This is a genomic window from Paenibacillus vietnamensis, from assembly GCF_020169515.1.
Taxonomy (GTDB): Bacteria; Bacillota; Bacilli; order Paenibacillales; family Paenibacillaceae; genus Pristimantibacillus; species Pristimantibacillus vietnamensis.
The window spans coordinates 140,228-165,335 of sequence record NZ_JAHMHW010000008.1 but is presented as its reverse complement, the minus strand read 5'-3'; the positions used below and the strand labels follow the sequence as shown (position 1 = coordinate 165,335).

Annotated in this window: 18 protein-coding genes; 1 reads left to right on the top strand and 17 read right to left on the bottom strand. The window is 53.1% G+C overall.

What is annotated here, in order from left to right; translation table 11 throughout:
- Nucleotides 1-295: 295 nt before the first annotated feature.
- Nucleotides 296-2,569 (bottom strand): AraC family transcriptional regulator, encoded by a 2,274-nt coding sequence (locus KP806_RS16985; protein WP_224724908.1) that lies wholly within the window; start codon nt 2,567-2,569, stop codon nt 296-298.
- Between the two features lie 220 nt (nt 2,570-2,789).
- On the opposite strand from KP806_RS16985, the gene KP806_RS16980 reads away from it, so the two are divergent.
- Nucleotides 2,790-5,240 (top strand): LamG domain-containing protein, encoded by a 2,451-nt coding sequence (locus KP806_RS16980; protein ID WP_224724907.1) that lies wholly within the window; start codon nt 2,790-2,792, stop codon nt 5,238-5,240.
- Between the two features lie 134 nt (nt 5,241-5,374).
- Here the strand turns inward: KP806_RS16980 and KP806_RS16975 are convergent, their stop codons facing one another.
- From KP806_RS16975 to KP806_RS16900, 16 genes are all read right to left on the bottom strand, one after another.
- Nucleotides 5,375-6,505: a glycoside hydrolase family 88 protein gene (locus KP806_RS16975; protein ID WP_224724906.1), complete on the bottom strand. Its 1,131-nt coding sequence runs from the start codon at nt 6,503-6,505 to the stop codon at nt 5,375-5,377.
- A 19-nt stretch (nt 6,506-6,524) separates the two neighbouring features.
- A complete protein-coding gene (locus KP806_RS16970; protein ID WP_224724905.1) occupies nt 6,525-8,387 on the bottom strand; it encodes a heparinase II/III family protein in 1,863 nt (620 codons plus the stop codon).
- Between the two features lie 21 nt (nt 8,388-8,408).
- Nucleotides 8,409-10,028: a response regulator transcription factor gene (locus tag KP806_RS16965; RefSeq protein WP_224724904.1), complete on the bottom strand. Its 1,620-nt coding sequence runs from the start codon at nt 10,026-10,028 to the stop codon at nt 8,409-8,411.
- On the bottom strand, nt 10,021-11,847 hold the full coding sequence (locus KP806_RS16960; protein ID WP_224724903.1) for a sensor histidine kinase: 1,827 nt from the start codon (nt 11,845-11,847) through the stop codon (nt 10,021-10,023). Before KP806_RS16960 ends, KP806_RS16965 begins: the two co-directional genes overlap by 8 nt.
- Before the next feature lie 121 nt (nt 11,848-11,968).
- Nucleotides 11,969-13,366 carry an ABC transporter substrate-binding protein gene (locus tag KP806_RS16955; protein ID WP_224724902.1) on the bottom strand — a complete coding sequence of 466 codons (1,398 nt, stop codon included), beginning with the start codon at nt 13,364-13,366 and terminating at the stop codon, nt 11,969-11,971.
- 146 nt (nt 13,367-13,512) lie between these two features.
- Complete coding sequence (locus tag KP806_RS16950) at nt 13,513-14,352, bottom strand: carbohydrate ABC transporter permease (RefSeq protein ID WP_224724901.1); 840 nt, start codon at nt 14,350-14,352, stop codon at nt 13,513-13,515.
- Between the two features lie 16 nt (nt 14,353-14,368).
- Nucleotides 14,369-15,337: a carbohydrate ABC transporter permease gene (locus KP806_RS16945; RefSeq protein ID WP_224724900.1), complete on the bottom strand. Its 969-nt coding sequence runs from the start codon at nt 15,335-15,337 to the stop codon at nt 14,369-14,371.
- Nucleotides 15,338-15,490: 153 nt separating this feature from the next.
- Nucleotides 15,491-16,078, bottom strand: a complete 588-nt coding sequence (locus KP806_RS16940; RefSeq protein WP_224724899.1) for a TetR/AcrR family transcriptional regulator — start codon at nt 16,076-16,078, stop codon at nt 15,491-15,493.
- A gap of 69 nt (nt 16,079-16,147) precedes the next feature.
- Complete coding sequence (locus tag KP806_RS16935; protein ID WP_224724898.1) at nt 16,148-17,317, bottom strand: YhgE/Pip domain-containing protein; 1,170 nt, start codon at nt 17,315-17,317, stop codon at nt 16,148-16,150.
- A gap of 132 nt (nt 17,318-17,449) precedes the next feature.
- The gene (locus KP806_RS16930) at nt 17,450-18,193 is read right to left on the bottom strand and encodes a class I SAM-dependent methyltransferase (protein WP_224724897.1); all 744 of its coding nucleotides are present in this window, start codon (nt 18,191-18,193) and stop codon (nt 17,450-17,452) included.
- A gap of 82 nt (nt 18,194-18,275) precedes the next feature.
- On the bottom strand, nt 18,276-19,265 hold the full coding sequence (locus tag KP806_RS16925) for a helveticin J family class III bacteriocin (protein WP_224724896.1): 990 nt from the start codon (nt 19,263-19,265) through the stop codon (nt 18,276-18,278).
- 152 nt (nt 19,266-19,417) lie between these two features.
- A complete protein-coding gene (locus KP806_RS16920; RefSeq protein ID WP_224724895.1) occupies nt 19,418-20,116 on the bottom strand; it encodes an ABC transporter permease in 699 nt (232 codons plus the stop codon).
- The gene (locus tag KP806_RS16915; protein WP_224724894.1) at nt 20,109-21,032 is read right to left on the bottom strand and encodes an ABC transporter ATP-binding protein; all 924 of its coding nucleotides are present in this window, start codon (nt 21,030-21,032) and stop codon (nt 20,109-20,111) included. Before KP806_RS16915 ends, KP806_RS16920 begins: the two co-directional genes overlap by 8 nt.
- Nucleotides 21,033-21,191: 159 nt before the next feature.
- The gene (locus tag KP806_RS16910) at nt 21,192-22,127 is read right to left on the bottom strand and encodes a sensor histidine kinase (protein WP_224724893.1); all 936 of its coding nucleotides are present in this window, start codon (nt 22,125-22,127) and stop codon (nt 21,192-21,194) included.
- A gap of 3 nt (nt 22,128-22,130) precedes the next feature.
- Nucleotides 22,131-22,829, bottom strand: a complete 699-nt coding sequence (locus tag KP806_RS16905) for a response regulator transcription factor (protein WP_318153660.1) — start codon at nt 22,827-22,829, stop codon at nt 22,131-22,133.
- A 206-nt stretch (nt 22,830-23,035) separates the two neighbouring features.
- Nucleotides 23,036-25,102: a carbohydrate-binding domain-containing protein gene (locus KP806_RS16900; protein WP_224724892.1), complete on the bottom strand. Its 2,067-nt coding sequence runs from the start codon at nt 25,100-25,102 to the stop codon at nt 23,036-23,038.
- Nucleotides 25,103-25,108 lie beyond the last annotated feature (6 nt).

The following is a 25,108-nucleotide window of genomic DNA, read 5'->3' as shown; positions in this document are numbered from 1 at the left end:
CAGCAGCTGTTCTGCCGGTAATCCACATTGGTTCTACTGGACATCAATGACACCTAGACAGCATTTTGAGCTATTTTTCTATGCTAACGGTCATCACGTGACATTACAGCCAGTATCGTAAAGAAAACAGTGCTTCAAAGTGACCTAAGCTTCTCTCCTGACCGTTAGCTGCCAACGCTAGTTATTCAATCACTCTAATCTGCGGATATGTCCGTTATAACGTGAACAGCTGGAACGGCGACTGGCGACTAGCAGCTGGCAGCGGAAATTCAGCCGGACACGGACAAGCCCTTAACTACTTCAAGCCGTTAAGCTCCCGGTACGACAGAGGCGTCATGCCCGTATCCTTCTTGAACGCGTAGAAAAAATAATTTTTGTTCAAATAACCCGTAAGCTCCGCAATTTCGCTGACCGCCAGCTTCGTTTCCTTCAGCAGGTTTTTGGCTCGCTCGATCTTGATGCAGCGGATATGGTCGTTAATGAACTGCCCCGTCGTTTCCTTAAACAGCTTGGCAAAGTAATTGGCGGAATAACCGAATTTCCCGGCGATCGCATCGACCGTCAAATTGACGTCGCCGTAATTTTCGCCGATATAGTCGATGGCCTCCTGAATCATTTTTTGCGTCTTCGCATTGTTCTTGCCCGCGTTCATCTCTTCAATCCGGTTCCGGTGCCGGACGAGCAGCTCCATGAACCACGCCCTCCAGTCGCTCAGCACCTCAAGCTCGTCAAGCTTGCGGTAATCGTCCCGGAAATCGAAAGAGCCGTTGTTTTCCCCCATGACGCCGTTAATCGTCCGAATACAGCTAACCGCCAGCTGCAGCAAAATAAGATGGGCGTCCGTGCAGGCTTGCGCCTGCAAAGCAAGCTCCAGCCGGTCCAGCGCCTCCGGCATGCCGGTTTCCTTGCCCAGCTTGATGCAGTCGATCAGCGTCCGCTCGATTTCGGACGGATACTGGAGCTGGGAGGACTGCCGGCTGTCCACATACGACTGCTCCAGTATTTGCCCGTAGCCTGCCGTCAGCCGGCAGTTGCTGATTCCGAGCGCATGCTCGCAGGAGAGCCCCAGCTCCTGCAGCGTTTCCGCCTGCCTGCCGACCGCGATCGTCAAGCTGCGCCCCAAAGCTTTCAGCGTTTTTTGCTGAATCTCCTTCAGCCTCTCGCGCAGGACGTCCATATCCGGATAGGCGTCAGCATCTATGATCAGCGCTATTTTTCCGTCTTCCAGCATAACCGCATCGAAGCATTCCGACTCCTGGAGGCAATCCTTGGCGATTTGCCCGGCCGTCATCTCATACAGATGCCTGTGCTCCTGCTTTACCTTGTAATATTCGTCCATGCGCAAAAGGATGACTCTCCGGGTGACGCCATGGTCATCGAACTCGTATTGCCGCGACTTCTCCTGCAAATAGCTTTCGTCGAACGCTCCCGCGAGCAGCCGCTTCAGAAAGCTTTGCCTGAGCTCCTGCTTGTTCATGTCGTTATGCTCGGTCAGCGCCTTCATTCTCTCCAGCATGTCCGCTACGCCGTCCATAATATAGTCAAGCTCGCTTTGCCTGTTCCCGCTTCGCTTCCTCATCAGCTCGGATTTGTTCATTCTCTTGATGAACACATCAATAGGCGAATAGATCGTTCTGGCCATAAATGCGATCGGAACGACGCTCAATAATAGAACGGCGACGCCGATGTACAGGATCGGATTCGTCTTCTCAAGCACGAACGAGGTCAGCTCGCTGCGGTCCGAAGCGGCGAGCAAGGTCCAGCCCGAATCGTCCACCGCCATGCGGCTAACCGTGTAGGTCCGCCCGCCCAGCGGCACGCTCGCGCTTTCCCCGCTGCCGGTCCGTGACATCACCTCGTCCAGACGCGCTTGGTCCTCGAGGATGCCGGCAGCCGGGCCCTGCACGCTTGAGGTGAGCAGCCTGCCGCTCTTGTCCAGCAGGAGCACATTCGAGGCTTCGCCGGCTCCGGGCATACCCGCGGCGAAAAAGTCCAGAACGTTGATGACGATGCTGTGCTCGATCGTTTTGCCGTCCGCCGCGTACTTCGTATACACGTAGGAAATTACTTTTTGCGGCGCTTCTTCCCCTTCGCTTGAAAGCTCCCTCGCGATGACGTTTTTGCGCTCCGTTCCCGCATGGATGACGTCACGGTCTGCAAATCCTTCGTAGTCCGCCCCTCCCGACTGCGTGGATACGAAATATTGAAGCTGCCCGCTGTAAATGTACATCGAATGGATGCGGGAATGAATATGCTTAAACCGGGAGAATTCGGTTCTGATCTTGTATTCCTCGTACGGGTCCCATACCGGCTGATTCAGGAAGCTTTCCACGTCGGGATTGGAGATCACGGAGATAAACAGGTAATCGACTTCTTCGTTCAGCTGGCTGATCCCCATCGAGATGCGGCTTAAGCTGTCCCGGTATTCTCCGGTCGCCTCCTTGTAGGCGGCTTCCATATAAATACTTCTAAAAACGATGGTAAGCAGGATTACAATAATCAACGACAGAATCATAAAAAAAGAGATGAGCTTCCAATAAATCATTTTTTGGCTTATGCGGTCTCTCATCGCGAAATGTCCCCCTTTTCCGCTTGATGCACCTAATATAGTAGCCGGAATGCAGGCGGGCGCCTAGTTCTGATCATGCAGCATCGGGTTTCCATTGTGCAAGTCCTCCGGAACTGACGGATTCAGCACCGCAGCCGTCACGAAGAGCACTATTATTTTGGAAGCGCATTCAATAAGCTAATCACTGTAACTCAAATTTTTTGTAAAGGTGATGACAATCATGCTGCAATACAATCAAAAGTCAAACCGCCTTCCGCTCGGCAAGCTGATTCTGTCACTCTGTTTAATGCTCCAGGTCGTCACGTTTTTCCCGGTACCCGCCGCGCATGCGGCTTCGGATACGTTCGAGGAGCGCGCCGCACAGCTGTTAAATGTATTTGCGGCCGCAACACCGGACAGCTTTAATAATCACATGTTTTTTTATGCACAGGCCCGCTTTGCTACGAATACCGATGTCAGCACGGCGCTTACTTGGGTCAATTCGCTGAATAACGGCAGCCATCCCGGTGCGATGTTTTATTATTTGAACGATATTGAAACGTATCTGAAATTCGGCCACATGTATTCGGAGCAGCTGAAGGCCAAGGTGAAGGCGGATTTGACGACAGGCGCGAACCTCACTTATTCCACGTCCAACGGATCGACCGAAAACCATAGGCTGATGTACAAAACGGCCGGCTATCTGGTCGCTCAAACTTGGCCGGACTGGGCGAACTCCGCAGCCGAGCTGGCCGGCAACAAGGCCGAGCTGGAGCAGATCATTGACCAGTACGTGCACAAAGGGCTGGCCGAATACGATTCGCCTTCCTACAATGCGATCACCGTCAATTGTTTCATGCTGCTGGCCGAATTCGTACAGGATCCGGCTTTGAAGCAGAAGGCGAGGATGACGCTGGAGTGGGCGCTGGCCAATACCGGTGCGGAATGGAGCAACGGCTATTACATTTCGTCGACTTTGCGCGCCTATCACGTCAGCATTTCGCCGCAGGAGGGGGCTGCAGCGACCATTCAGAACTGGCTGCTGTGGGGTGGCAGAACGCCCAACTATCCGGCCTCGATAAGCGATAATAATACGGAAGCCCATTACGCCGTATCGAATGCGACAAGCAATTACCGGATGCCCTCCATCCTCGAGCGCATCGGGCAGGACAGAAGCGTGCCTTACGTTCACAAGGAGAACGGGCACTGGAATACGCGCACGAGCAAATACAGCTATATAACGGACAAATTCGGACTTGCAAGCCAGGTGGAGATTCAGAACATGGGTTGGGCGGACCAGGCGCGCCGCTGGCTCGTCCGGTGGGATTCCGACAAGCCGGGAAGCACCTTCTTCGTCACTCATCCGAGACTGGCCGGCGATTATAAGGGAGCTACCATCTATGAGCAGGTCATGCAGCATAACGGCGCTTTAATCGGCGTATACAAAATCCCAGCCAGCGGAACGATTGACGGCACACATCCGATTTTGCAGTATATCGAAGGACCGATCTCCACGCAGGCCGCGAAGCTGATGACGGAAGAGAACGGTTGGATTTTTATCCACGGCGGCAGCACGATGCTCGCGGTCAAGCCGGTGAAGGGATATACGTGGGCGGCCGACCGCACGATCAATTCGCAGGTGTTCAAGACGCTGCGCAGCGAATACAACAAAAACGGAATTGTCCTCGAGGTCGTGCCCGCAAGCAATTATGCGCAGGCAAGCGAAACGGGACTGCCCGAGTCCGAACGGTTGTCCGGCGAGCTGTCCCGCTTCAAGGCCGATATTCTCGCAACCGTCGTGATCGACGCGTCGCATCTGGACGAAACGAATCCAAGGCTGATCTATACGTCCCTGTCGGGAGATCAGATGGACATTACGTATCAATATACCGGCATGTACAACAACAACCGGAAGCTGAACGGACAGGCGGTCGCCTACGCGAGCTGGCCGCTCATGAGCAATCCTTATATGCACCAGGACTACAATGGAAACGTGCTGACCCTCTCGCACGGCGGAGAAAGCTACGTGTACGATTTCGGCGCATGGACGGTCTCCTCCGGCAGCGCGCCGCAGCTGAGATGGAGGTTCGACGAGAAAACAGGCGCGACAGCCTTCGATACGAGCGGCAGCTGGCTGCACGGCGAATTGCTGAACGGGCTGACCTTCGGCGCCAATTCCGTTGCCGGCAAGAAGGGCGCCGCCCTGCAGTTCGACGGGCAGGATGACACTGTCCGGCGCAGTTTGACGCCGTTGTCCGGCTATCCGTTCACCTTATCCGCCTGGGTGAAGACGACGGCCTCCGCCAATCAGACGATCCAATATTTAGGGAACGGCTCTTCGTTCGATAAATACGTGCGGATCGGCGTCAACAGCGCGGGCAAAGCGTTCCTTGACGTGCGCAACGGACAGGCGAAGACCGTCTTCACCCAGGGGACGATCAATAACGGCGAGTGGCATTTGGTCACCGGCGTGTTCGAGAGCCCGACCAGCTCGATTCTCTACGTCGACGGCGTATCTAAAGCGGTACTCGCGAACGGGGGAACGCTGCCTACCTTGAACCGGGTAGCGGCGGGCTCGCTCGACCGTTCGGAACCGGCCGACCGGTTCGCCGGCTCCATCGACGACGTGCGTCTTTACACGTCCGCACTGACCGCCGCCCAGGTCATGAATTTGTATAACGGGCTGAACTAGCGGCTTTTTCAAAGCCGAATCGATCGGGAACGCCTGTCCGGACCATGTTTTCTTCGAGGTCCACGGCTCCGACGCCCCGCTCCGGAACGGATGTGCGGCATCGGGGCCGATAGGCGCTCCCCGTCGAGACGTTTTTACCAGAACGTATCCGAGCTTCCCTTTAACCGGGCCAAGCCTTCTACGAAATAATAATCGCCGTAAATAAGCGGTATGTCGATGTTCCGCCGCTCCGGATAGTGGCTCGTGCCGTGCAAAATCAAGCCTTCCTCCGCCGGATTGTCCCATGCTCCGTAATTTTCATAAAGCGAGCGCAGGATCGTCTCGCCCGATTTCCGGTACAGATCCGCCTCCTCGCTGCCGACCGCTCTTGCGATTTCGAGCAGGCCGCAGGCCGCGCACGCTCCTGCAGACGTATCGCGGAACCGCTCGACGCCTGGAGGAAGACGGAAATCCCAATGCGGAACCGAATCCTCAGGCAGGTTCGCGATAAAGAAATGCGCGACGCGTTTGGCCGCGTCCAAATATCTCGCCTCGCCCGTATAGCGGTAGCTGAGCGCCATGCCGTAGATCGCCATGGAAGCGCCGCGCGACCAAGCCGAATTCGGCGCATAACCCTGTCCGCCGTTTACGCTTTCGAATGCCCCCGTCTCCGGGTCGAAGATGACAATATGGTTCACCGAGCCGTCGGTTCTGATGAAATGCTCCAGCACCGTGTCCGCATGCTCCTTCGCCAAATGCCGGAAACGCGGATCGCCTGTCGTCTCGCTCGCCCAGTACAGCAGCGGCAAATTCATCATGCAGTCGATGATCGCCCAGCCTTCGTTCCGGTCGCCCTCCCGCCACGGATTCCAGGCTCTGATATACTTGCCTTTCACGTTAAAACGTCCGCTGAGCACGCTGGCCGCAAGCAAAGCCCGCTTCCGGGACTGCTCCTCGCCGAGCAGCTTGTACCGCGCGACGCTCGTAAGCGACCACATGAAGCCCATGTCATGGTCCAGCCGGTCGAAGCCCGTCAGCACCTCATTCAGCTGCTGTTCGCAAGCCTCGGCGAGCTCCTTGTACCTCTCGCTCCTCGACTCCGGCTCGCGGTAAAGCAGCCACAGCAGGCCCGGCCAGAAGCCCGCGGTCCACCAGTGCGGCGCCTCCAGCACATAAGTTCCGTCTACGCTGGCATGAGGAAAACCCGCCCCGATTCTCCGGCTCGTCCTCGCCACCTTCGCATGCACCTGCTCCCAAGCTTCCTGCACCCAAGCATTTGTTTCCATCCTTCTCCAGCTCCTGTCCCTAATCTATGAATTCATTTTCAAAACGAAATACAAAATGGCCGGCCAGGCGCTCACGAGCCTCGCCCAATGCTTTAAAATCTATCGTATACCAAAACCGCCCGCGGCCAAAATGATCCTCGTCCGAGCGCTTCTCGATTGCCGGCTCCCAAATCGTATGGTCATAATAGAGAGCAAGCCGGCGCTTTCCGTTCAAGACAAGCTTGCCTTCTGCGGCGGACGTTACCGGCTCAAGAGGCGTAATAAAACGTTCCACGACCGTCCGCGTAAGCGGTGCTTGCTCCTCCCCGAAGGTAAAGAGGTCGGTAAGCTCCAGAGCAGGCAAACCTTCCTTTCTCCAGCGGAGCCTGCGCGTAAGGCTGCGCAGCGTTCCCGGCGGGTAAGCGGCGCTCAGTTCAAGCGTTAACCGGTCTTCCTTGGCCCCGGCCTCCGCCTCCAGCACCTCCGCATAATAAGCCCGGCCGGCGGACTGATGCACGCCGCCCACGATCGGGACGGAATGCCCTTGGGAGCCGTTGCACCAAATCCCGTAGCGCCCCGCCCCGAAATAATGCGACGTATATTTGCCGCTGCCCAAATCGGCCAAATAGGCTTCGCCGTCGACATGGATCAGAAAATGCCCGACGTCGTTGTGGTTATGAGGCTCGGCGTTATGTCCGCCTTTGGCCGCAAAGGAGAAGATGTGCCCGTCCCCGTCGATATGGCGGGATACCAGCCATTTCGCATCCGGCAGGTAGTAAGCTTCCGCCGGCCAAACCGGCCCGCCCTTTCGCGGGTCCGTAAGCTGCGACCCCGCGGTTCCGCCGTTCCGCGGCCAGATCAGGTTGCGCAGCGCGGGCGCCCAACGGCCGCAATGATCTTCCGCATAAGAGGCGCGCAGGCCAGGGTCCGGCAACACCACCTCTTCATACTCCCGGTGAAGGCAGCTGCTCAGTCCCATAAAAATCCCGACCTCCGGCAGCGAGTCGGAGAAATTGACGACGGATTTGCCGCCGGTGAAGCATTTTTGCTGGAAGAGGGCGATCGCCTTCACCTTGCCGGAAGCGAACGAATCAAATTCTCCTTCGGACGCCCCCTTCAGCAGCTGGGCGAAATAGACGTAATAGCCGAAGCCGTACTGCCAATAGCCGTACCCTTCCGCGCATACGCCGTCCTCGCCGAAGCCGCTCAAATAACAATTCATAGCGGCAAGCACGCGCTCCAGAATGCGGGACAGCCGGCCGGCGTCATCGACGAGATGGATGGCGGCAGCGCCGATCGAGCCCGCGCATACCGCCGCCCAGTTGTGATCCGCCGATTCCCAGCCGTACGGCCCTTCCTCCAGAAACGGATGCAGCAGCCGCTTCTCCACCTCGGTCCGGATCCGCGATCTCAGCAGACCGGGGAGAAGCTCCCCGGCCAGCAGCAGCACCTCGCTGAGAGCAAACCCCGTCTCCGCAGCGAACAAATCGATTTCGGTTCTAGCGGCACCGGCGTTATAGTGTGCCGGCAGGCACCACGTAAACTCGTTGCAGACCGACCAGACCGTATTGCGGAGCGCTTCCGCGTATTCCGGCTTCTCCGGCTCGAGCAGGCTCATCAGGGCAAATGCGTTTAATCTTTTGCGCCTCTCGAAATAGACCCGCTCATAAGGCAGCCTCTCGCCTGTATCCCCATACTCGCGGAAAAGCGCATAGGTCAGCTCGGGATCGCCGGAGCCGAGCATCCGCTCGGCCTCCGCCCTGATCTCGGCGATCATCGCAGTGTTTTCTGCCGAACCCAGCAGCCTGACCCGCAGCTCATCCTGCGCAGTTTCCCCGGTGAGAAGCGGGAGTCCTCTCCTTCTTTTGACCGCCAAGCTTCTCGCCATTTTCTCCCGGTTCATTTCCATTCCTACTCCCCTATCTTATCCGCGATGCTGCCGGCTTCGGTATTCGACCGGCGTCACGCCCGCAAATGATTTGAACAGCTTGATGAAATAGCTTTGGTTATCGTAGCCGAGCGTTTCGCATATTTTGCCGACCGGCTCGCCGGTCCGGTCAAGCAGCTCCTTGGCTCTGTGCATTTTCATCCTCGTTACATATTCGATAAACGTCTCGCCGGTTTCCTTCTTGAACAGCCTGCTGAAATAGCTCGGGTTCAGGTAGAGCCGCTCGGCCACCTCCTCCAGGCTGATCTTTCGGTCAAGATGGAGACAGACGAAGTCGCAAGCCTCCGCCACCTCCGACCTCCGGCTTTGGAGCCCGGTCTGCTTCGACGCTGTAACAGCCGACAGGCAGCGCTCCATGAACCATGCCTTCAATTCGGGAAAGCTGCCCAGCTCCATCACTTCGCTGTAAAGGGCATCCTCGGACTGCGCCGGCCGCTGCATGGCGGCAACCTGCTGCTTCACCTTCGCATCCAGCAGCAGCTTCAGCATCCAGTCCTTCAGCGTCTCCGGCGCCAGCTTCTGCCGCTCCGCTTCCGCCAGGCAGCTTGCGGCCGTCTCTTTGACCGCCGTTTCATCCTTGCCTTGCAGCAGCTCCCGCAGCTTCTCGCCGGCTTCGTTCAGAGCCGAGAAGCTGTCGCCGGCCGCGTTCAGCCCGGTGCGGCTGCGGACGACAGAGCCGGGATCGCGGTAAAAGCGCTCCATCGTATTCGCACGCATAACAGCGAGCGATGCCTTAAGCAGCTCGGGTGAGCCGCTGCCGTCCCCGATCTGGAAGGACATCGTCAGCTTCAGCGTTTTCTGAATCGCTTGGCCGATGCGGCCCATCATCCGCCTCGACTCCTCGTACCCGTTAATCTGAAGCCCCGCCGGAAACACCTGCAGCAAAATCGACTCCTGAGGGCTGTACGAAAAATGGGCCGATCGATATCCTTCCGCCTGGATCGTCTCCTCGATCACATTATCCAACGCAAAGCGCAGCACGTCCTCCGTCATGAAGCGCCGCTTCGCATACAGAAAGTCGTCGAGCAGGCCGATCACCGGGATAATAATTTCCCCTTCCTGAAAGGACAAGCCGAATGAGCCCAGCTCGCTTCTCCACTTCCCGCCGTCCAGCATCGGCTGGGATATCGTTGCCCGGATAAACTTCTCCTTCATAAGCGCCTTATTCCGGTCGACCAGCAGCTCCATTTGCTGCTGCTTGCTCTGAAGCGAGCCTTGCTCGTCCAGTACGGCGATAAATTGCAGCAGCAAGCGGCGGATATCCGAAGGGTCGAGCGTGTCCTTAAGCAAATATTCCTTCACCTGAAGCTTGACCGCCTGCTGCGCGTAGTGGAATTCGCTGTGGCAGGACAAAATCGCCGCCTGCAAATCCGGCTTTCGCTCCTTCAGCCGGCGGAGCAGCTCGAGGCCGTCCATCTTGGGCATCCCGATATCGGTAATGACGATATCCGGCATGTCGTGCTCCGCAGCCTCCAGCGCGCTTAAGCCGTTCTCGTGCAGGCCGGTCAGCTGCAAGCCGAGCCCTTCCCAATCGATCGCGTAGCTGATCAGGTCCAGCACCGGATAATCGTCATCCACGAGCATGACCTTATACATCGTTCATCACCGCCTGTTGTGGAATGTACATCGTAATCGTAATTTCCGTCCCTTCCGACACGCGGCTGTTCACGGTCATCGAGAAGCTGTCCCCATACATGATCATCATTCTTTCGTACACATTGGACAGCCCCAGGCCGGAAAATTTGCCGCTTGCGCTCCGGTCTCCGGCGCTTCGGGAGGCTGCAAGGTCCAGCTTGGCCCGCAGCAGCTCAAGCTCGGAATCCTCCATGCCTCTTCCGTTATCCTGCACGGTGATGGACATCCGGCCGGCTTCCTCCCGCGAAATTATCCGGACCGTTCCCGCCCTTTGGCTCAATCCGTGAATAAGCGCGTTTTCGATTAAAGGCTGCAGAAAAAAACGGGGCACCTGCGTCTCCAGCGTTTGGGAGGACAAATCCAGCTCCAGCCGTACCTCTTCCCTTTGCCGCATATTCATGAGCAGCACGTATTCCTTCAGCGTATCCACCTCTTCGCGGAACGGAATCGTGCCTTTGTCCTGACTGATCGTCATCCGCAGCAGCTTCGACAAAGAACTGATCATCTCCGCGCTTTCGAGATCGCCGTTTTTCATCGCCTTCATCCGGATGGAGTTCAGCACGTTAAACAAAAAATGCGGGTTGATCTGGGCCTGCAGCATCGCAAGCTCCGCCTTTCGCTCGCGGGCCTGCGTCCTCGTCACTTCGGCGATCATTCCCTTCACCCGGTCAAGCATCTGGTCGAAGGATTCGCCCAGATAGCCGATTTCGTCCTTCCCCCTGATGTGGGACCGGACCTCCAGATTGTCCCGCCGCACCGTCTCCGCGACCAGGCCGAGCCGCACAAGCGGCCTCGTAAACGTGCGGATCAAATAAACGAACAAAAACAGAAATACGCAAAACGAAATCAGCTGGTACGTAAAGACACGGCTGAATATCGAATTCAGCTTGAAGACGGCCTTTTTGTACGGCGTCAGAGAAACGAGCTCCCACCCGGTCAGTTCAAGCTGCTTGGAAGAAAGAATGTACTGCCCGTCCTCTTTCGCCAAAATCGTCGGATTACGCTGTCCTTCCGCAAGCTCCGCATCCTTGAAAATTTCCCCGATCCGGAGCGGGTCGGGATGGGATAGAATGACGCCTCTCCCGTCAAGCAGCATCGTTTCCTGCTCCGACTCCAGCTTTTCGAACACGCTGCTGACCTGCTTTTGCGAGATCGTGACGACGACATAACCGTACGCATTCACCCCGCTGCGCAGCGTCCGCGCTATCGAAATTTGATAAGGATCCTCTTTCCACTCCCTCGCGAACATGGTCGGCGTCGTGCCTACCCAATAGGACTGCATTCCCTTGAGCGAATCGAGCTCTTGAAACCAGGATTGTTCACGGAACCGGTTCGGATTAAACTCATCGAGCGGATAGTTGGCGAAGCTCGAGCCGTCCCGCAGCAGGATCGAGACGTATACCTTTTCCCCCAAAACCGACATACTGTCGATTTTATTCAAAATTTTGGCGCGGTCGTTATGCCGCTCGTATTCCCCGTTCGGGCTTTCGTACGTTTTTCCTGCTGCAATTGCTTTCATAATCATGTTTAATTCCGTATCCACTTGCACACTGTTAGCCATAAAGAGCATATACTCGAACAAATTCGTCACATAGCCGTCCACAAGCTCAAGCTTCTGGCGGGATTGCGACACCGCCTCATCCCTTACCGCATCTTTTGTTAGCATGTTGTAGATAAACAGGGTAGTGACCGCCGGCAGTAAAATGCATACGATCGACGATACGATAAGCTTGAAACGAAATGACCGTGGCCAGTGAAACGGCTTCGAACGGTTCGGCATAGCGGGCCTCCAGTCTCGCGGGACGCTGGGTAATGGGAAAAAGGAGCGCAGTTTGACGGCTGCACCCCTTATACTCCTGTTAAGGCTTCCATTTAAGCAACATTTAAATTATAACCATTTGTTATTTGTTGGCGTCAATAATTTGTTGAACTCTTTCCTGCAGCGAATCGATCGTTTGATCGATATCCTGCTGTTCGTAGATCAGCTTCTCGTATTCTTCATTGATCACTTTATACATTTCCGACTGGTACGTGACCGGCGGAATGATTTTCGAGGACTTGGCGTTCGACAGCACGTTCAGAAGGGATGCCTTATCGACCTTCTCCGGATTTTTCGTGCCGGCCAGAATCGTGTCGATTATCGATTCCATTTGCGAATCCTCAACGCCGTTCCATGCCGGAATGTTTTTGGCTTGTGCGATTTGGCCTTCCGTCGTATACCAGCGTACGAATTTGTAAGCCGCCTCTTTGTTTTTGGAGTTTTCCGCAACGGCTACATAGTCGGTCGTCACCATCGTGTAACCGCCCTCGTCCGCCGCATCGTTCTTCGGAATCGGAGCGACGGCCACCTCGAAATTCAGCGGGAATTGGTCGGTTCCGCCCAGCTCCGTATTCATCCAGCTGCCGATCATGATCATGCTTGCCGCCTGGTTGAAGAACTGGTTCCGGTAATGCAGCTTCTGGGAAATCATATCCGTGTAAGGCGTTGCCGATTTGTCCGTTTTCTCCATTTGCAGGCGGAGCTCAAGCGTTTTGCGGAACAGCGGGTTATCCAGATTGGAGGTGCCGTCCGCCTTCAGGAAGTCACTTTCCTCGGCCTGGTTCGCAAGCGCCAGCTTCAGGAACTCCATCCAGCCGCCGTTTTGCGGACCGTGGAAATACGTGCCGTAGCGCTTCGAAGCGCCGTCGCCCGTTGTGAGCTTCTTCGCGTAGGTTGTGAAGTCGTCCCAGGTCCAGTCCGTCGGAACTTCAAGGCCCGCTTCCTTCAAATGCGTTTTGTTCAAAAGCACATACCATGGATTAAATTTGCCCGGCAGCGCATAGACGCTTCCGTTCAGCGTCGTATCGACCTTGTAATCTTCATTTACTTTATATCCTTCGGCAGCGATGAAATCATCCAGCTTGGCCACCATGCCAAGACCGACGCGCTGGGCGTAGCTTGCAGGGTCGCTGAACATCAGAACGTCCATTTGCTCGTTGGACGATGCGGCCAGATCCAGCTTCTGAATCGCCTCCTGGGTGTCGCCCTTCTCGCTTAGTACGATAACGTCGACGTTAATGTCAGGATTTTTTTCTTCGAAAGCCGCAATCGTTTTGGTCCAGTTATAATTCGCTTCGTTGCCGAATGTATGAAGCTTAATCGTAACGGGCTCGCCCTCCGCCTCCTGCCCCGAATTCGTCGCAGCTGGAGCGTTCGTGCCGTTGCCCGCATTTTCATTGCCTCCGTTGCCCGAGCAGCCGGTCAGTACGATCATCGTCGATAACAGAAGCGTTCCCCATACTTTCATTTTTTTGTACATCTTAACCCTCCTCAATGTGATCCCTCTTTTTTGTTTGTATCCGCTTACTTGTATTCATTGTAGCAACACGCTTGCACCGTTCCATACTCCTATATTGACTACCTTTACTCTTATTTTGACTTTTCGCCGCTTCCGGGTTTTGATGACTATCCTTTTACTCCGCCGAGCGCAATGCCTTCGATAACGCTTTTTTGTCCGATGACGAATACGATCAGCAAAGGAACGATCGCGGATACGGCGGCAGCCATCATCAAGGAATAAAATTCGCCGTTTATTGTCGTAAACTTTTGCATCGCCAGCTGAATCGTATACAGCTTGTCGGTTCTCAGGAAGATGAGCGGATTCTGATAATCGTTCCACGTCCAGATGAAGCGCAAAATCGCATAGGTCGCAACCGCCGGACGCACAAGCGGAAACGCGATTTTCCAGAAGATGCGCCAATGTCCCGCACCGTCTATTTTCGCCGATTCGATATATTCGTTATGAACGCCCATAAAAAACTGCCGGAGCATGAACGTACCGAGCACGCTGAAGCTGCTGAGCAAGATAAGTCCAAGATGGCTGTCGAAAAATCCGATCGAGCGGTACAAAATGAACTGCGGCACCAAAATCGCCTGATGCGGAATCATGTAGGTGGCAAGCACGATCAGGAACAAATATTTGCTGGCTCTGAACTGGATTTTGGAAAACCCGTAGGCCGCAAGCGCCGAAACGCAGGCCGACAATGCGGTCGTCAGCACGGTCACCTTCACGGTATTCCAGTAGTATTTGTAAAAAGGAAACTTGCCTACCCATACTTCGCGGTAATTTTCAACGATATGCCATTGCGACGGAATCCACTCGATCGGATATTTGAACACGTCCGCCTCGATTTTGAACGACGAGGACAGCATCCAGATGAACGGCAGCAGAAACAGGATGCTTACCGCCAGCATAAGGAGCGTAATGACGCTTTTGCGGATTCTTTCCAGCTTGGTGATTGTCATAGGTTTCGCTCCTTTCTTAATAGTTGACCCATTTTTTCTGGCCGATCCACTGCAGCACCGTAATCAGCATAACGCAGGCGAACAGCACGACCGCCATCGATGAGGCGTAGCCGATTTTCAAATTAACGAAGGCGGTGTCGTACAAGTACCAGACGATCATGCTTGTCGAGGAAATCGGGCCGCCCTTCGTCAGGATCGCGATCAGATCGAATACTTTGAAGGTCGATATAATGCCGGTCACGAGCAGAAAAAACGACGTTGAGGACAGCTGCGGAAACGTAATGCTTTTGAACTTGACCCAAGTGCCGGCGCCGTCGATATCGGCCGCTTCATACAGGTCGCGCGGAATCGACTGCAAGCCTGCGATATAGACGATCATGTTGAAGCCGATGGACGTCCAGACCGAAATCATCATCAGCGACGGAAGCGCGAATTTCGGATCGGCGATCCACTTCGGCGGATTGTCGATGCCGAGCGACATCAGCAGCTGGTTAACCGGTCCGTTCGACGGATGGAACAGCACCTGCCAGACGATCGCCACCGCCACGACGCTTGAAATGTACGGCATAAAATAAGCGACCTTGAAATATCCCTTCATATATACATGCTTGTCGATGATGACCGCAAGGAGCATCGAGACCGCCAGGTAGACGGGAACGGTCAACAGGAAAAAGGCATTGTTTTTGAGCGATTTCAGAAACGCCGCATCCTGGAACAAACGCTCGAAATTGTCCAGCCCTACCCATTTCATTTGCTGAAAGCCCGCAATGAAGTTCCAATCCGCGAGCGACAGCATGAAGGTGGCCAGTATCGGAATTAATGTCAGCACCGTAACGCCGATCATCATCGGGCCGACGAACAGGAAGCCGGCAAGCGTCTCTTTCGTTTGCAGGGAGATGCCGTTTCTCTTGCTGTTGCTGTTGCTGTTGCTGTTGCTTTCCAGCTTAGGCGAGGCTGCCTTGGCTGATGGTTGGAGCGGCTGCATGATCTTCACCTCTGTCTGTTTTGTTACTTTTATTATAGGAAAGAGGGGCTCCGATTCTTTAACGGTATTTTGATGACCTATGCCGTTATTTTGACTTTTTGCATTTAGGCATGCAAAAAAACCGCATGCCATGCCGGCACGCGGTTTTATCCGTTATTCTTCTTTATACTGCAGCGCGTTCAGGACGAACGTTGTCAAATCCTCAATCATGTCGTCAAGCGTGGGCCACTCTTCCTCGATGAGTACCTCCCAGTACGAGACATTGCGGTGGAACAGCAGCGTGCCGATGACCGACAGCAGCGTCGTATCAAGAGAACGGAACGTGAACAAGCCCTGCTCCCGTCCTTTCTTCAGCCAAAGCCTGAGCAAGCGCCACATCGGCATGACATGGAGACGGATTTTTTGAATGCGTTCGGTATTCATAATAATTTCCTGCTGAATGATGCTGACCAGCTCGAGATCGCTGTAACGGAACTTCGTGACCTCCTGGACAATCAGCTTGACCCCGTTCACCGGATCCAGGGAAGGATCCACCTGCGCAAGCTCATCGTTCGGAAAAAAATGCTCAAACAAAGCGCCGAACATATTTTCCTTGCCGCCGAAATGATACGATACGAGGGCCACATTCGCTCCGGCCTCCTCGCATATTTGCCGTACCGTCGTTTTCTCGAAGCCATGCTTCGCGAACAGCTTTTTGGCTGCGAGCAGTATTCTGATTTTAATATCCGCCTCTGTCGTCATCAAGTTCCTCCAGCGAAGCTTGTTTTCTCATATTTTGCCCCATATTCGCGCAAACTGCAACCAGGCCCGTTATCTTGCATTGCTTTGGCCTGCGATCGATACAGCCGGCTGCGGCGCGACGGCCCTCCGTTTCGCCAGGACGGCGAATGCGCTGATGACGGCGGCTGACGCTGCGATGACCGTGAGAGCCGCTGCGTCAGAACCGACGCCGGGACCTCCGAACAACAGGTTCATATTGCCTTCGACCGCATAGGTGGCCGGAAGAGCGTCGCCAAGTTTCACATAAAAGCCGGACAGCAGCTCCCGCGGAACGATGGCGCCCGAGGATACGAGCTGTGCCGATAAGAGAATAATATTGAACAGCATGCCGCTCATTCCGAACACGTACAAGAACATTTGCGATACGAAAATAAAGGTCAGCACAAACAGCATCTGGAACAGCCACAGCCTCAGGAAGCCCTGCTCCATCTGGCCGCCGAACGCCGAAAGCAGCGAAGCTCCAACCAGGGAGACGAGCACGGCCGCCCCGATATTAACAACGGTTCTAACCGCAAAACGGCGCCATTTGCCCGTCGATCCGCTAATGGCCATAGCCGACTGCTCAAAGTTCATGCCCATAATCATGGCTCCGACATAAGAGGCCAGCACCGTCATCATCGGCACCATCTGATTGTTCATGCCCTGGACGACATTCATCGACTGGATATTTGCAGTTACCCGCTGGCTCAGCCCTTGTGCGGCAGCCGATACCTGATCTGCCGGCATATTCATTTGGGAAAGCACCGCTTGAACTCCCCACGTTACGGCCTGCCGGTTCACCTCCGCCGTAATCTGGGCAGCCGCTCCGCTCATGACGCTTTTGATCAAAGCCGGATTCGACTCGTTCACCAAATATTCGATGGACGCGGTACCTTCCTGAGCCGACGCTTGCTGCGTGAAATCGGCCGGAATATAGACGACCATTTGCAGCTCGCGCTCATCGAGCAGCTGCTTTGCCGTCTCGAGGCTCTCTTCCCGGCTCATCTCGAACGGAAGATTCTGCACGAGCGAATCCGTGATTTGCTGCCCCATCTGCTTATCCTCATTGACCACCGCGATCCGCAGCTGCTCCGTCCGGTCCGTCACGCCGTCATACCCCGTCATCCATATCGCCGAGAAAATAACCTGAAACATCAACGCCGTAATAATGCCCACCCACGTAGTCGGCCGCTTCATAAAAGCCTGAAAAGCGTTTTTCATCTTATTCAACTCCAATCCTGATTTAAACATTCATTTTAAACAACTATTTAAAACAGCTGTTTAAATCTTAAGTCCGGATTGGAGATTTGTCAATTAAAATAAAAAAGAAACCCCGATGCCTGCATCGGGGTTTTACTTGCTCGTTTTTTTAAAGATGATTTTCTGCGGTGCCGGGTTTCTCCTTACTTCACTGTTTTTATCGAATACGGGGGACTTGTAATCATGCTGGGTGTAAGGGCCGAATGCTTCATACTTGGAGGCAACGGCTGTATCCAGCAGGTCATATTGCGTAAAATGAACAACCATCAATCCATTTGGCCGCAGCAGGTCGTCGAGCTCCGTGATGGTGTGTTCAAACTTTTCAAACGGATAGATCTTTTTGAGACTGCTGGTGCCGGTTTCCGCCATGTGATGAGGCTTTCGCTGCAAGACAGCCATACAAAAGATAGCGTCAAAGGGGCCATGTTTTCTGATTTCATCGATGCGGGAATACACGAAGCTTATTTTTTCGTCCGTTTGGCGTTTTTTGCAAGCAGCGAGGCTGCGTTTATTGATTTCTGCGCCTATAATCGTGGCGTTAGGGAAATAGTTGCGAAGGGTTACCACTTCTTCGCCCGTTGAACAGCCGTAGGATAAAATGTTGAGGTTTTCTTTTCCTTCGAAATAATCCCGGCAAGCGTTAAAAATGACAGGATACCGATCCATGGCGGTTAGGGGTGTTGTCTGATGCACATGCTTGGCCTGAAACAGCTGCGTAAAAAGTGCGGAACGAAAACCAGGTTCCCTGAAAAAACGTTTTGTCTGTCTCATGGGTTGGATGATTTTATGGACCCATTTTGGGGAGCTGGACATTCTTTTTTTGATTGTTTGTTTCACTGCTGCACTAAGCTGCGGTTTAGAGTCGGTCGCGATAAGCTCAAATCCCTTCGCAATAAGATGAAAATATTATATCTTTCAGTTAAAATAGGCTATCCGAAACGTAATAAATTTTCTGCGTATTTTTTTTATTTACCGGATCCGTCACTATAGTAAAATAAACGTTGCCGTTTTTTGTCTGTACTCCCTCGATTTCATGGGCTCCCACATTTGTAATTTTCACAAGGGTTTTGTATGCCCCTTTGTTTGACATCATAGCAATCTGCGGAGTATCGCCTTCCGCCCCGCCTGACGTATAGATTTCCGTACTGCCGAGCATATCCGCACCCTGGAAAGATCCGTTCGGTCTGACAATAGCTCCGCCCGACTGGGTAAAGCTGGCGACGCAGGCCCCTTTCGCCGCCGCACTGTCCATTCGCACCTGTTCTTTGCCGTCAAGAAGCTTGTTCAATTTTACCGTGTCGTAAATGGACCAAGTTACCGTTCCTTCTTTCGTTTGTACGCGGAAAACGGTATGAGTACTGTTGCCGCCGGCATCGACACGGTATGTCTCGCCTAATCTTGAACCTTTCTTATTGGCGTAGTTCATATAGGTGAACCGATGAAGATCCGTATAATCGTATTTCGCGCCGGGCGAGTATTGAAGTCTTGCTACCTGGAGCGACCAGTAATACGATGTGGAAGAATCCGCTTTTGAACTGAAATAAAAGTAATTGATACCCTTATACGTGTACATATCGAGCGTTTGGCAATGACCGGTATTGGTGACGGTCATTTCATCAACGTAGGTGGCATTACTTCCTTTAATGAGCAATCTGGAAAGATAACAGGTTCCCCCGGACCGCTGCGTTACGTAAACATACTTCGAAGCGATGTAAGCTTTCTGGACAGCGACGTTGTGTTTAAGTCCTTTAAGATTGTAGGCGAGTGTTGCCGAAGCTTTTACCGTTTTCGCAGGCGATGCTGCTAATACGGGCATAACGGACATGCTAAAAATAAAAATGGCGAAAATGATGGATGTCAATATTTTCAATTTCCTTTTATTGAAGCTCAGCAACTGAACTTGAAACATATGGATACCTCCATCGAAAATGATAATAAAATTGGACTTATTCACCGAAAACTGAATATATCACTAGTTTATGAACATAACTTTATTATCCAATAGGAAGTTAAAACTTTTAATAGTCATTAGGGATCAAAAAAATATTAATTTTTATACGACTACAGGTCCCCTAATCTATTTACCAGTTTTACAGACAAGTAAACACTTGCCACACCCAAAAAGCTGAGTATGGCGTAAAAAAGGTCCGGATTCAGCGTAATACGAAGCAGACCGAGAAAATTAGGGAACTGCATGAGAAAAATGGCGCAAACGACCGTTGGGATGACTGCCCTCTTCCAAATCCCAAACAAAAAAAGCGGAATCAACGAGGCAAGCGCGGTCGCGAAGGAGTGAATGATCATCCGGACGACATAGGTCATCAGGTCCGCCGCCGACGGCGAACCGTCAATGACCTCAAGCGCCTGATCAAGCCCATAGGTTGTAATACCTGCAAGCACAAAGGATATTAGCGAACAGAAGAATACCGCCAAGGCGATAAACAGCACTTTCACCATAACTAGTCTTTTTCGACTAAGCGGGTATCCGAATGAAAGGGCCATCGTTTTATTCTTATACTCTTCAATGAAAACATGATTGATCAGAGACGCCCCAAACAAAAGGAACCCCATCTGGATCGGCAGCATCAGATCAATCGCCGCCCCATAACTCTCGCCAAAATGAACAGCCGGATTATCGGCAAAGACGACTTTGAGAAAGAAAACCGGCAAAAACATAAGAATGACCCAATAAATAATTACTTCACCGAATACTTTTTTTCGGTCCAACTTTCTCCATTCGAGTTCAATCAGCTTAATCAACCTTATCTCCCCCTTGGATTTGATGGTAAAAGTAATCTTCCAGCGTGCTTGTATGTTTCTGGATCTCTTCAATTTCAATATCTTGCGAGATCAGCAGCTTTGATATTTGACCGGCGGATATGCCGGCATCATAGATCCGGATTCTGTTGTCCTTTACGATTTTAAGATTGGAAACTTGAAGCTCATGCTCCAGCAAAAAAGCCGATCTTTGCACGTTCGAGGTTAAAAGCTCAATATAATCGGTCCGCTGCCGCCGAATGTCTGACAAAGACACTTCATCGGCCAATTGTCCGTTCCGAATGACGCCGATTCTGTCCGCCACCTGCTCAATTTCCCCTAAGATATGGCTCGAAAGGAGAAACGTGATCCCATATTCCTTGTTGAGCGTTCGAATCAGATCTCTCATGTCTTTAATGCCGATCGGATCCAAGCCATTAGTTGGTTCATCCAGCACGATCAGCTCCGGCTTAGTAATCGCGGCCCGTGCAATTCCCAGACGCTGCTTCATGCCCAGCGAGAAATCCTTAACCTTTTTATCCCCGATCCCTTTCAGCTGAACCATATCCAGTGCTTGGATCATGGCCCTCTTATCATAAAAGCCCAAGTATTCGCAGTGGATCCGAAGATTCTCCATTGCCGTCAGGTGATCATAAAATATCGGGTATTCAATAATGCTCCCGACACGCTTCAAGCCTTCTTTGGAGGTTTCGGCAAGCTTCTTGCCAAACAGCATGATCTCTCCGGAGGTCGGAATGATGAGGCCGGTGAGCATTTTCATAATCGTTGTTTTTCCTGCGCCGTTAGGCCCAAGCAGACCGTAAATTTCGCCTTTTTTGACGATAAGATTGACATTTTTTACGATCGTTTTTCCCTTTACCGTTTTTGTTAGTTCATTTGTCTGAATGATTGCATTCATAGAACTGAACCTCCCGTGAGTACAATTTGTTTCCTTTGTTACTTTTATAATAGTCCCGAAAATGTAGTTTTTTCTTTCCCATTCCTTACATGTTTCTTAAGCCTTGGCATTTGAAACAAAAAGAGATGTCCGGCGGCAGCAGAACATCTCTTGAAGCATTTAGTAGGTTAATCGCTTAAATACGCAGGTAAAGGTTGTCTTCTCAAACGGCGTGCTGCTTAGGCGGATCGTCCCCCTCATCTCCTCCGTCAAACGTTTGGAAATGCTGAGTCCCAGCCCGCTTCCTTGAAATTGCGGATTTCGGGCATCATCTAATGTATAAAGTCTGTCGAAAACACGTCCCTGGTGCACCTCTGCAATCCCTTTTCCCCGGTCCCAAACGTCAACGGCAACGAATTCTCCTTCTTCCCGAACCGTTAATCCAAAAACTCCCCCGTCGCTTCCATACCGGATGGAATTCGAAATGAAATTGTTTAATATCCGATGCAGGACATGCTCATTACCGAGGATATATAAGGGGCGTTCCGGAATCTCGAGCTCAACCCGAAGATCTTTTGACACTAGCAGATCGTAAAATTCAAGCACGCATTGCCGGCAGACCTCATTAAGGGATATTTTGCTTAAAGGGATTTCATAATCTTCCGACTCGATTTTTACAAGGTCAAAAAATTGATTGAGCAGTGCGATCAGACTGTTCACTTTATCGTTCAGCCGCAAAATGACCTGCTTCTCCTCTTGCCTGGTCAATGCTTTCTCCTGAGACAGTTTTTCCGTATAGCCCAGTATGACTGTCAGCGGAGTTTTCAAATCATGGGACATATTGGAGATCATTTTCCTCTGACTGTCCTTGCTTTTGGCATAATCCGCAATGACCTTCTGATTGTAATCCAGAAGACGGTTGATCTGTATGAGCAGCTGCCGAATCGCGTCCTGGCCGGTTGGTACCAGTACTTTCTCGGCTGTTTCATGTTCGATAATGCCGGATATTTTATCCGTTATTTCATGGATATTCCGATTAAATTTCCTTTGGGAGTAGAATTGCCAGCCAATTATCGCAGCCAATACGCCAATAATAATCGTTAAAAGAAGAACCATATCCTACTCGCCCATCTTATATCCGATTCCCCAAATCGTCCGTATGTATTGCGGGTTTGACGGATCCTCTTCGATTTTCTCCCTAAGTCTCCGGATATGGACATTGATGACGTTCTCATTTCCATAATAATCGTCCTCCCATATCAGCTGATAAATTTGCTCTTTGGTGAATACCCTGCTGCGATGGGTTAAAAATAGCTTCAAAATATGAAATTCCTTGGAGGTAAGCTGTACGTTCTTTCCTTTAACCTCTGCGGAAAACGTATGCAAATCAAGGCTGAGATCCTTAAACGAAACCGTAGGAGGAGCGGCCGGTTTGCTTTCCGTTTGTGTATATTGCGTTGCCCTTCGAATAGCAGCCTGCACTCTGGCTGTCAATTCAATCATGGAGAAAGGCTTGCTTAAATAATCATCCGCACCAAAGCCAAGGCCCAGCGCCTTGTCGAGATCGCTGCCTTTTGCAGAAATGATTAAGACGGGGACGACGCTGGTTTCCCGGATTTGTTTGAGCAGCTCCATGCCGTTTACCTTGGGAAGCATCAAATCGAGCAATATTAAATCGAACGTTTCCTTTTGAAAAATGGCCGCGGCTTCCTCGCCGTCATGTGCCGAATAAACAGTGAAATTCTCCTGTTTCAGATGACTTTCAATCAGCCGGCTGATTTCGTTGTCATCCTCTGCGAGCAGAATTCGCTTTGACATAGCTGAAATTCCTCCTGAACGTGTTCTAAACAATGCTTTGCTTCTAGCTTAACATTTTACCACTATCAGGGAAATAACTTATTGTAACTCAACTGCTCGTTACCCAAAACTAAACGGCCTCAGTCCAATGAAATACTGGACCAAGGCCGCCTAATTCTATTTATTATTTATACTGTCAGGGATGCGGTTTAACTGAGCGTCATTCCTTATTGCAAAGTGCCGGTGTCCGTCGTTCCTTGCGGTGCGGCCTCAGGGACCGTGCCGTCAGCCGGAGGCTGACCGCCCTGCCCCCTCATCGGACGCCCGCCGCCGCCCCCTCTGCCCATGCCCATGCCGCTCTGGGCAGTCGTCACGCCCGACTCGTTCACCCATGTCACGGCACTCGTAATCTCGAAGCTGACGACCTTCGTACCGCCGGTGTACTCGCCGCCCTCATACAAGCCGTTCGTTGCGGTGCCGGTAGACGAGCCGCCCGAGTAGATGGTGTACGTGCCGCCTTGCTTCAGGTCAGGCGAGCTGATCATGATCGATTGGAACGTCTTTGCCGGAGCGACCGTCGCGATCGCGTTTCCGTCGTTGTCCTCGAGGCGCACCATCGTTCCAGCTTCCAATGCCTGCGGGAAGGTCATAAGCACCGATTGCTGCGTCGACGTATCGGAAGTCGATTGCACCATGCCCGAGCTGCCCGCGGCGATCAGGTAGCCGCCCGTCATCTCGAACGTGCCGTCGTAATCAAGCGAGCCGTTGCCCGCATTGGTAGGACCGCTTACGGTTACCGTGCCGCCGCTCATCGCGATCGAACCGTTGGAGTCGAGACCGTCGCCGGTCGCGTTCACGTAATGAGTGCCTCCGGTAATCGTCAGCATGTGCGTTCCATCGGTGATCGTGTTCTGTCCAGCACGCCCGTTCACGGACGAGCCGTCGTTGCCGCCTCCCACGTTCACGCCGTCGTCGGACGCCGTTACCGTCGCCTCGCCGCCCGCCAGCGTAATGACGGAGCCTTCGATGCCTTCGTAGCTCTTCGTAATGATGATCTTCCCGCCAGCGATCGTAACCGCCGTATCCGCATGGATGCCGTCATCGCCGGATGTGAGCGCAAGCTCGCCGCCCGCTATCGTCAGATTGCCATTGCTGTGGACGGAATCGTCCGCTGAGTCGATCTTGAACGTGCCGCCTCCCACTTGAACATCCGTACCTGCTTTCAGCGCTTTGGCACTTGCCGATTCTTCTTCTTCTACCGCCGCCGTATCCGTACCGGCCGCCGTGCTTGCCGGATCTGGCGCAGCCTGGCCGCCGCCGCCGCCCCAGCCGCCGCGCTCTTCGACATGCGTTTTTCCGTTCACGCTGCCGCCGCCAGTTAGGAGTGAGAACATACCGCCATTCACCAGCATGGAAGTTTCCGCTTGAAGCGCGTCGTTGCCGGACGTAATGTTGAACGTTCCGCCGCCGATAGCAATAATGCCTTTGCCTTCTTCTTCAGCGTTCGTCGCTTTTACGCCGTCTCCGCCCGCTTCCACCGTCAGTGTCGCGCCTTCCAGAGCAGCCACGCGGTCTTTGCCCAATACGCCGTCGTCTGCTGCTTTAACCGCGATCGTACCCGATACCAGCTTCAAGTCGTCTCTGCTGTTGATGCCGTTGTTGAAATTACCTTCCACCGTCAGCTTGCCCGTTCCGTTAATCGTCAGGTCCGCCTTGCTGTACAAGGCCGCGTTCGGTTCTTCGGCGGCCGTATCGGCATAGACGTAGTTCGTGCCGTCCGAAAGGTTGTTTTCCGTGCCTTCCTGCAGCGTCATCACAACCTTGCCCGCTTCCACGATATACAGCGGCGCACTGTCGTTATCATGCAGCTCCACGCCGTTCAGGACAAGATGTACCGTGCCGTCCGGCGCGTTTACCGTCAACTGGCCGTCGTTCACTGTGCCGCTTAATACGTACGTGCCGGTTTCCGTTATGCTTACCGAACCGCCTTCGCCTGCTGCGGCTCCGGCTCCCGTCACGCTGGCCGATGTGCCGTTAAAAACAATTTTCGTCGAGCTGTCTTCACTCCACTCCGTGTTATAGTCTTCATCGTCGAACGTCACGAGTTCGTCCATCGACAGCTCGGTTGCCGCAACCGCTGCCGTCTCCGTCTGCTGATCCGTCGAAACGGTCTCCACGCCCGCCGCATTGTCGGATGCCGCCGTATTATTGCTGCCATTGCTGCAGGCCGAAGCCAGCAGCACCGTGCACAAAGCGATTATGCCTGCATAATGTTTGAAATTCGTCTTTTTCATATCGAT

Excerpts from the sequence above, each read along its gene's own strand:
- KP806_RS16955 (WP_224724902.1), bottom strand. The coding sequence starts at position 13,366 with ATGTACAAAAAAATGAAAGTATGGGGAACGCTTCTGTTATCGACGATG.
- KP806_RS16975 (WP_224724906.1), bottom strand. The coding sequence starts at position 6,505 with ATGGAAACAAATGCTTGGGTGCAGGAAGCTTGGGAGCAGGTGCATGCG.
- KP806_RS16970 (WP_224724905.1), bottom strand. The coding sequence starts at position 8,387 with ATGAACCGGGAGAAAATGGCGAGAAGCTTGGCGGTCAAAAGAAGGAGA.
- KP806_RS16900 (WP_224724892.1), bottom strand. The coding sequence starts at position 25,102 with ATGAAAAAGACGAATTTCAAACATTATGCAGGCATAATCGCTTTGTGC.
- KP806_RS16945 (WP_224724900.1), bottom strand. The coding sequence starts at position 15,337 with ATGCAGCCGCTCCAACCATCAGCCAAGGCAGCCTCGCCTAAGCTGGAA.
- KP806_RS16985 (WP_224724908.1), bottom strand. The coding sequence starts at position 2,569 with ATGAGAGACCGCATAAGCCAAAAAATGATTTATTGGAAGCTCATCTCT.
- KP806_RS16980 (WP_224724907.1), top strand. The coding sequence starts at position 2,790 with ATGCTGCAATACAATCAAAAGTCAAACCGCCTTCCGCTCGGCAAGCTG.
- KP806_RS16960 (WP_224724903.1), bottom strand. The coding sequence starts at position 11,847 with ATGCCGAACCGTTCGAAGCCGTTTCACTGGCCACGGTCATTTCGTTTC.
- KP806_RS16905 (WP_318153660.1), bottom strand. The coding sequence starts at position 22,829 with ATGTCAAAGCGAATTCTGCTCGCAGAGGATGACAACGAAATCAGCCGG.
- KP806_RS16935 (WP_224724898.1), bottom strand. The coding sequence starts at position 17,317 with ATGAAAAACGCTTTTCAGGCTTTTATGAAGCGGCCGACTACGTGGGTG.
- KP806_RS16910 (WP_224724893.1), bottom strand. The coding sequence starts at position 22,127 with ATGGTTCTTCTTTTAACGATTATTATTGGCGTATTGGCTGCGATAATT.
- KP806_RS16925 (WP_224724896.1), bottom strand. The coding sequence starts at position 19,265 with ATGTTTCAAGTTCAGTTGCTGAGCTTCAATAAAAGGAAATTGAAAATA.
- KP806_RS16940 (WP_224724899.1), bottom strand. The coding sequence starts at position 16,078 with ATGACGACAGAGGCGGATATTAAAATCAGAATACTGCTCGCAGCCAAA.
- KP806_RS16950 (WP_224724901.1), bottom strand. The coding sequence starts at position 14,352 with ATGACAATCACCAAGCTGGAAAGAATCCGCAAAAGCGTCATTACGCTC.
- KP806_RS16965 (WP_224724904.1), bottom strand. The coding sequence starts at position 10,028 with ATGTATAAGGTCATGCTCGTGGATGACGATTATCCGGTGCTGGACCTG.
- KP806_RS16915 (WP_224724894.1), bottom strand. The coding sequence starts at position 21,032 with ATGAATGCAATCATTCAGACAAATGAACTAACAAAAACGGTAAAGGGA.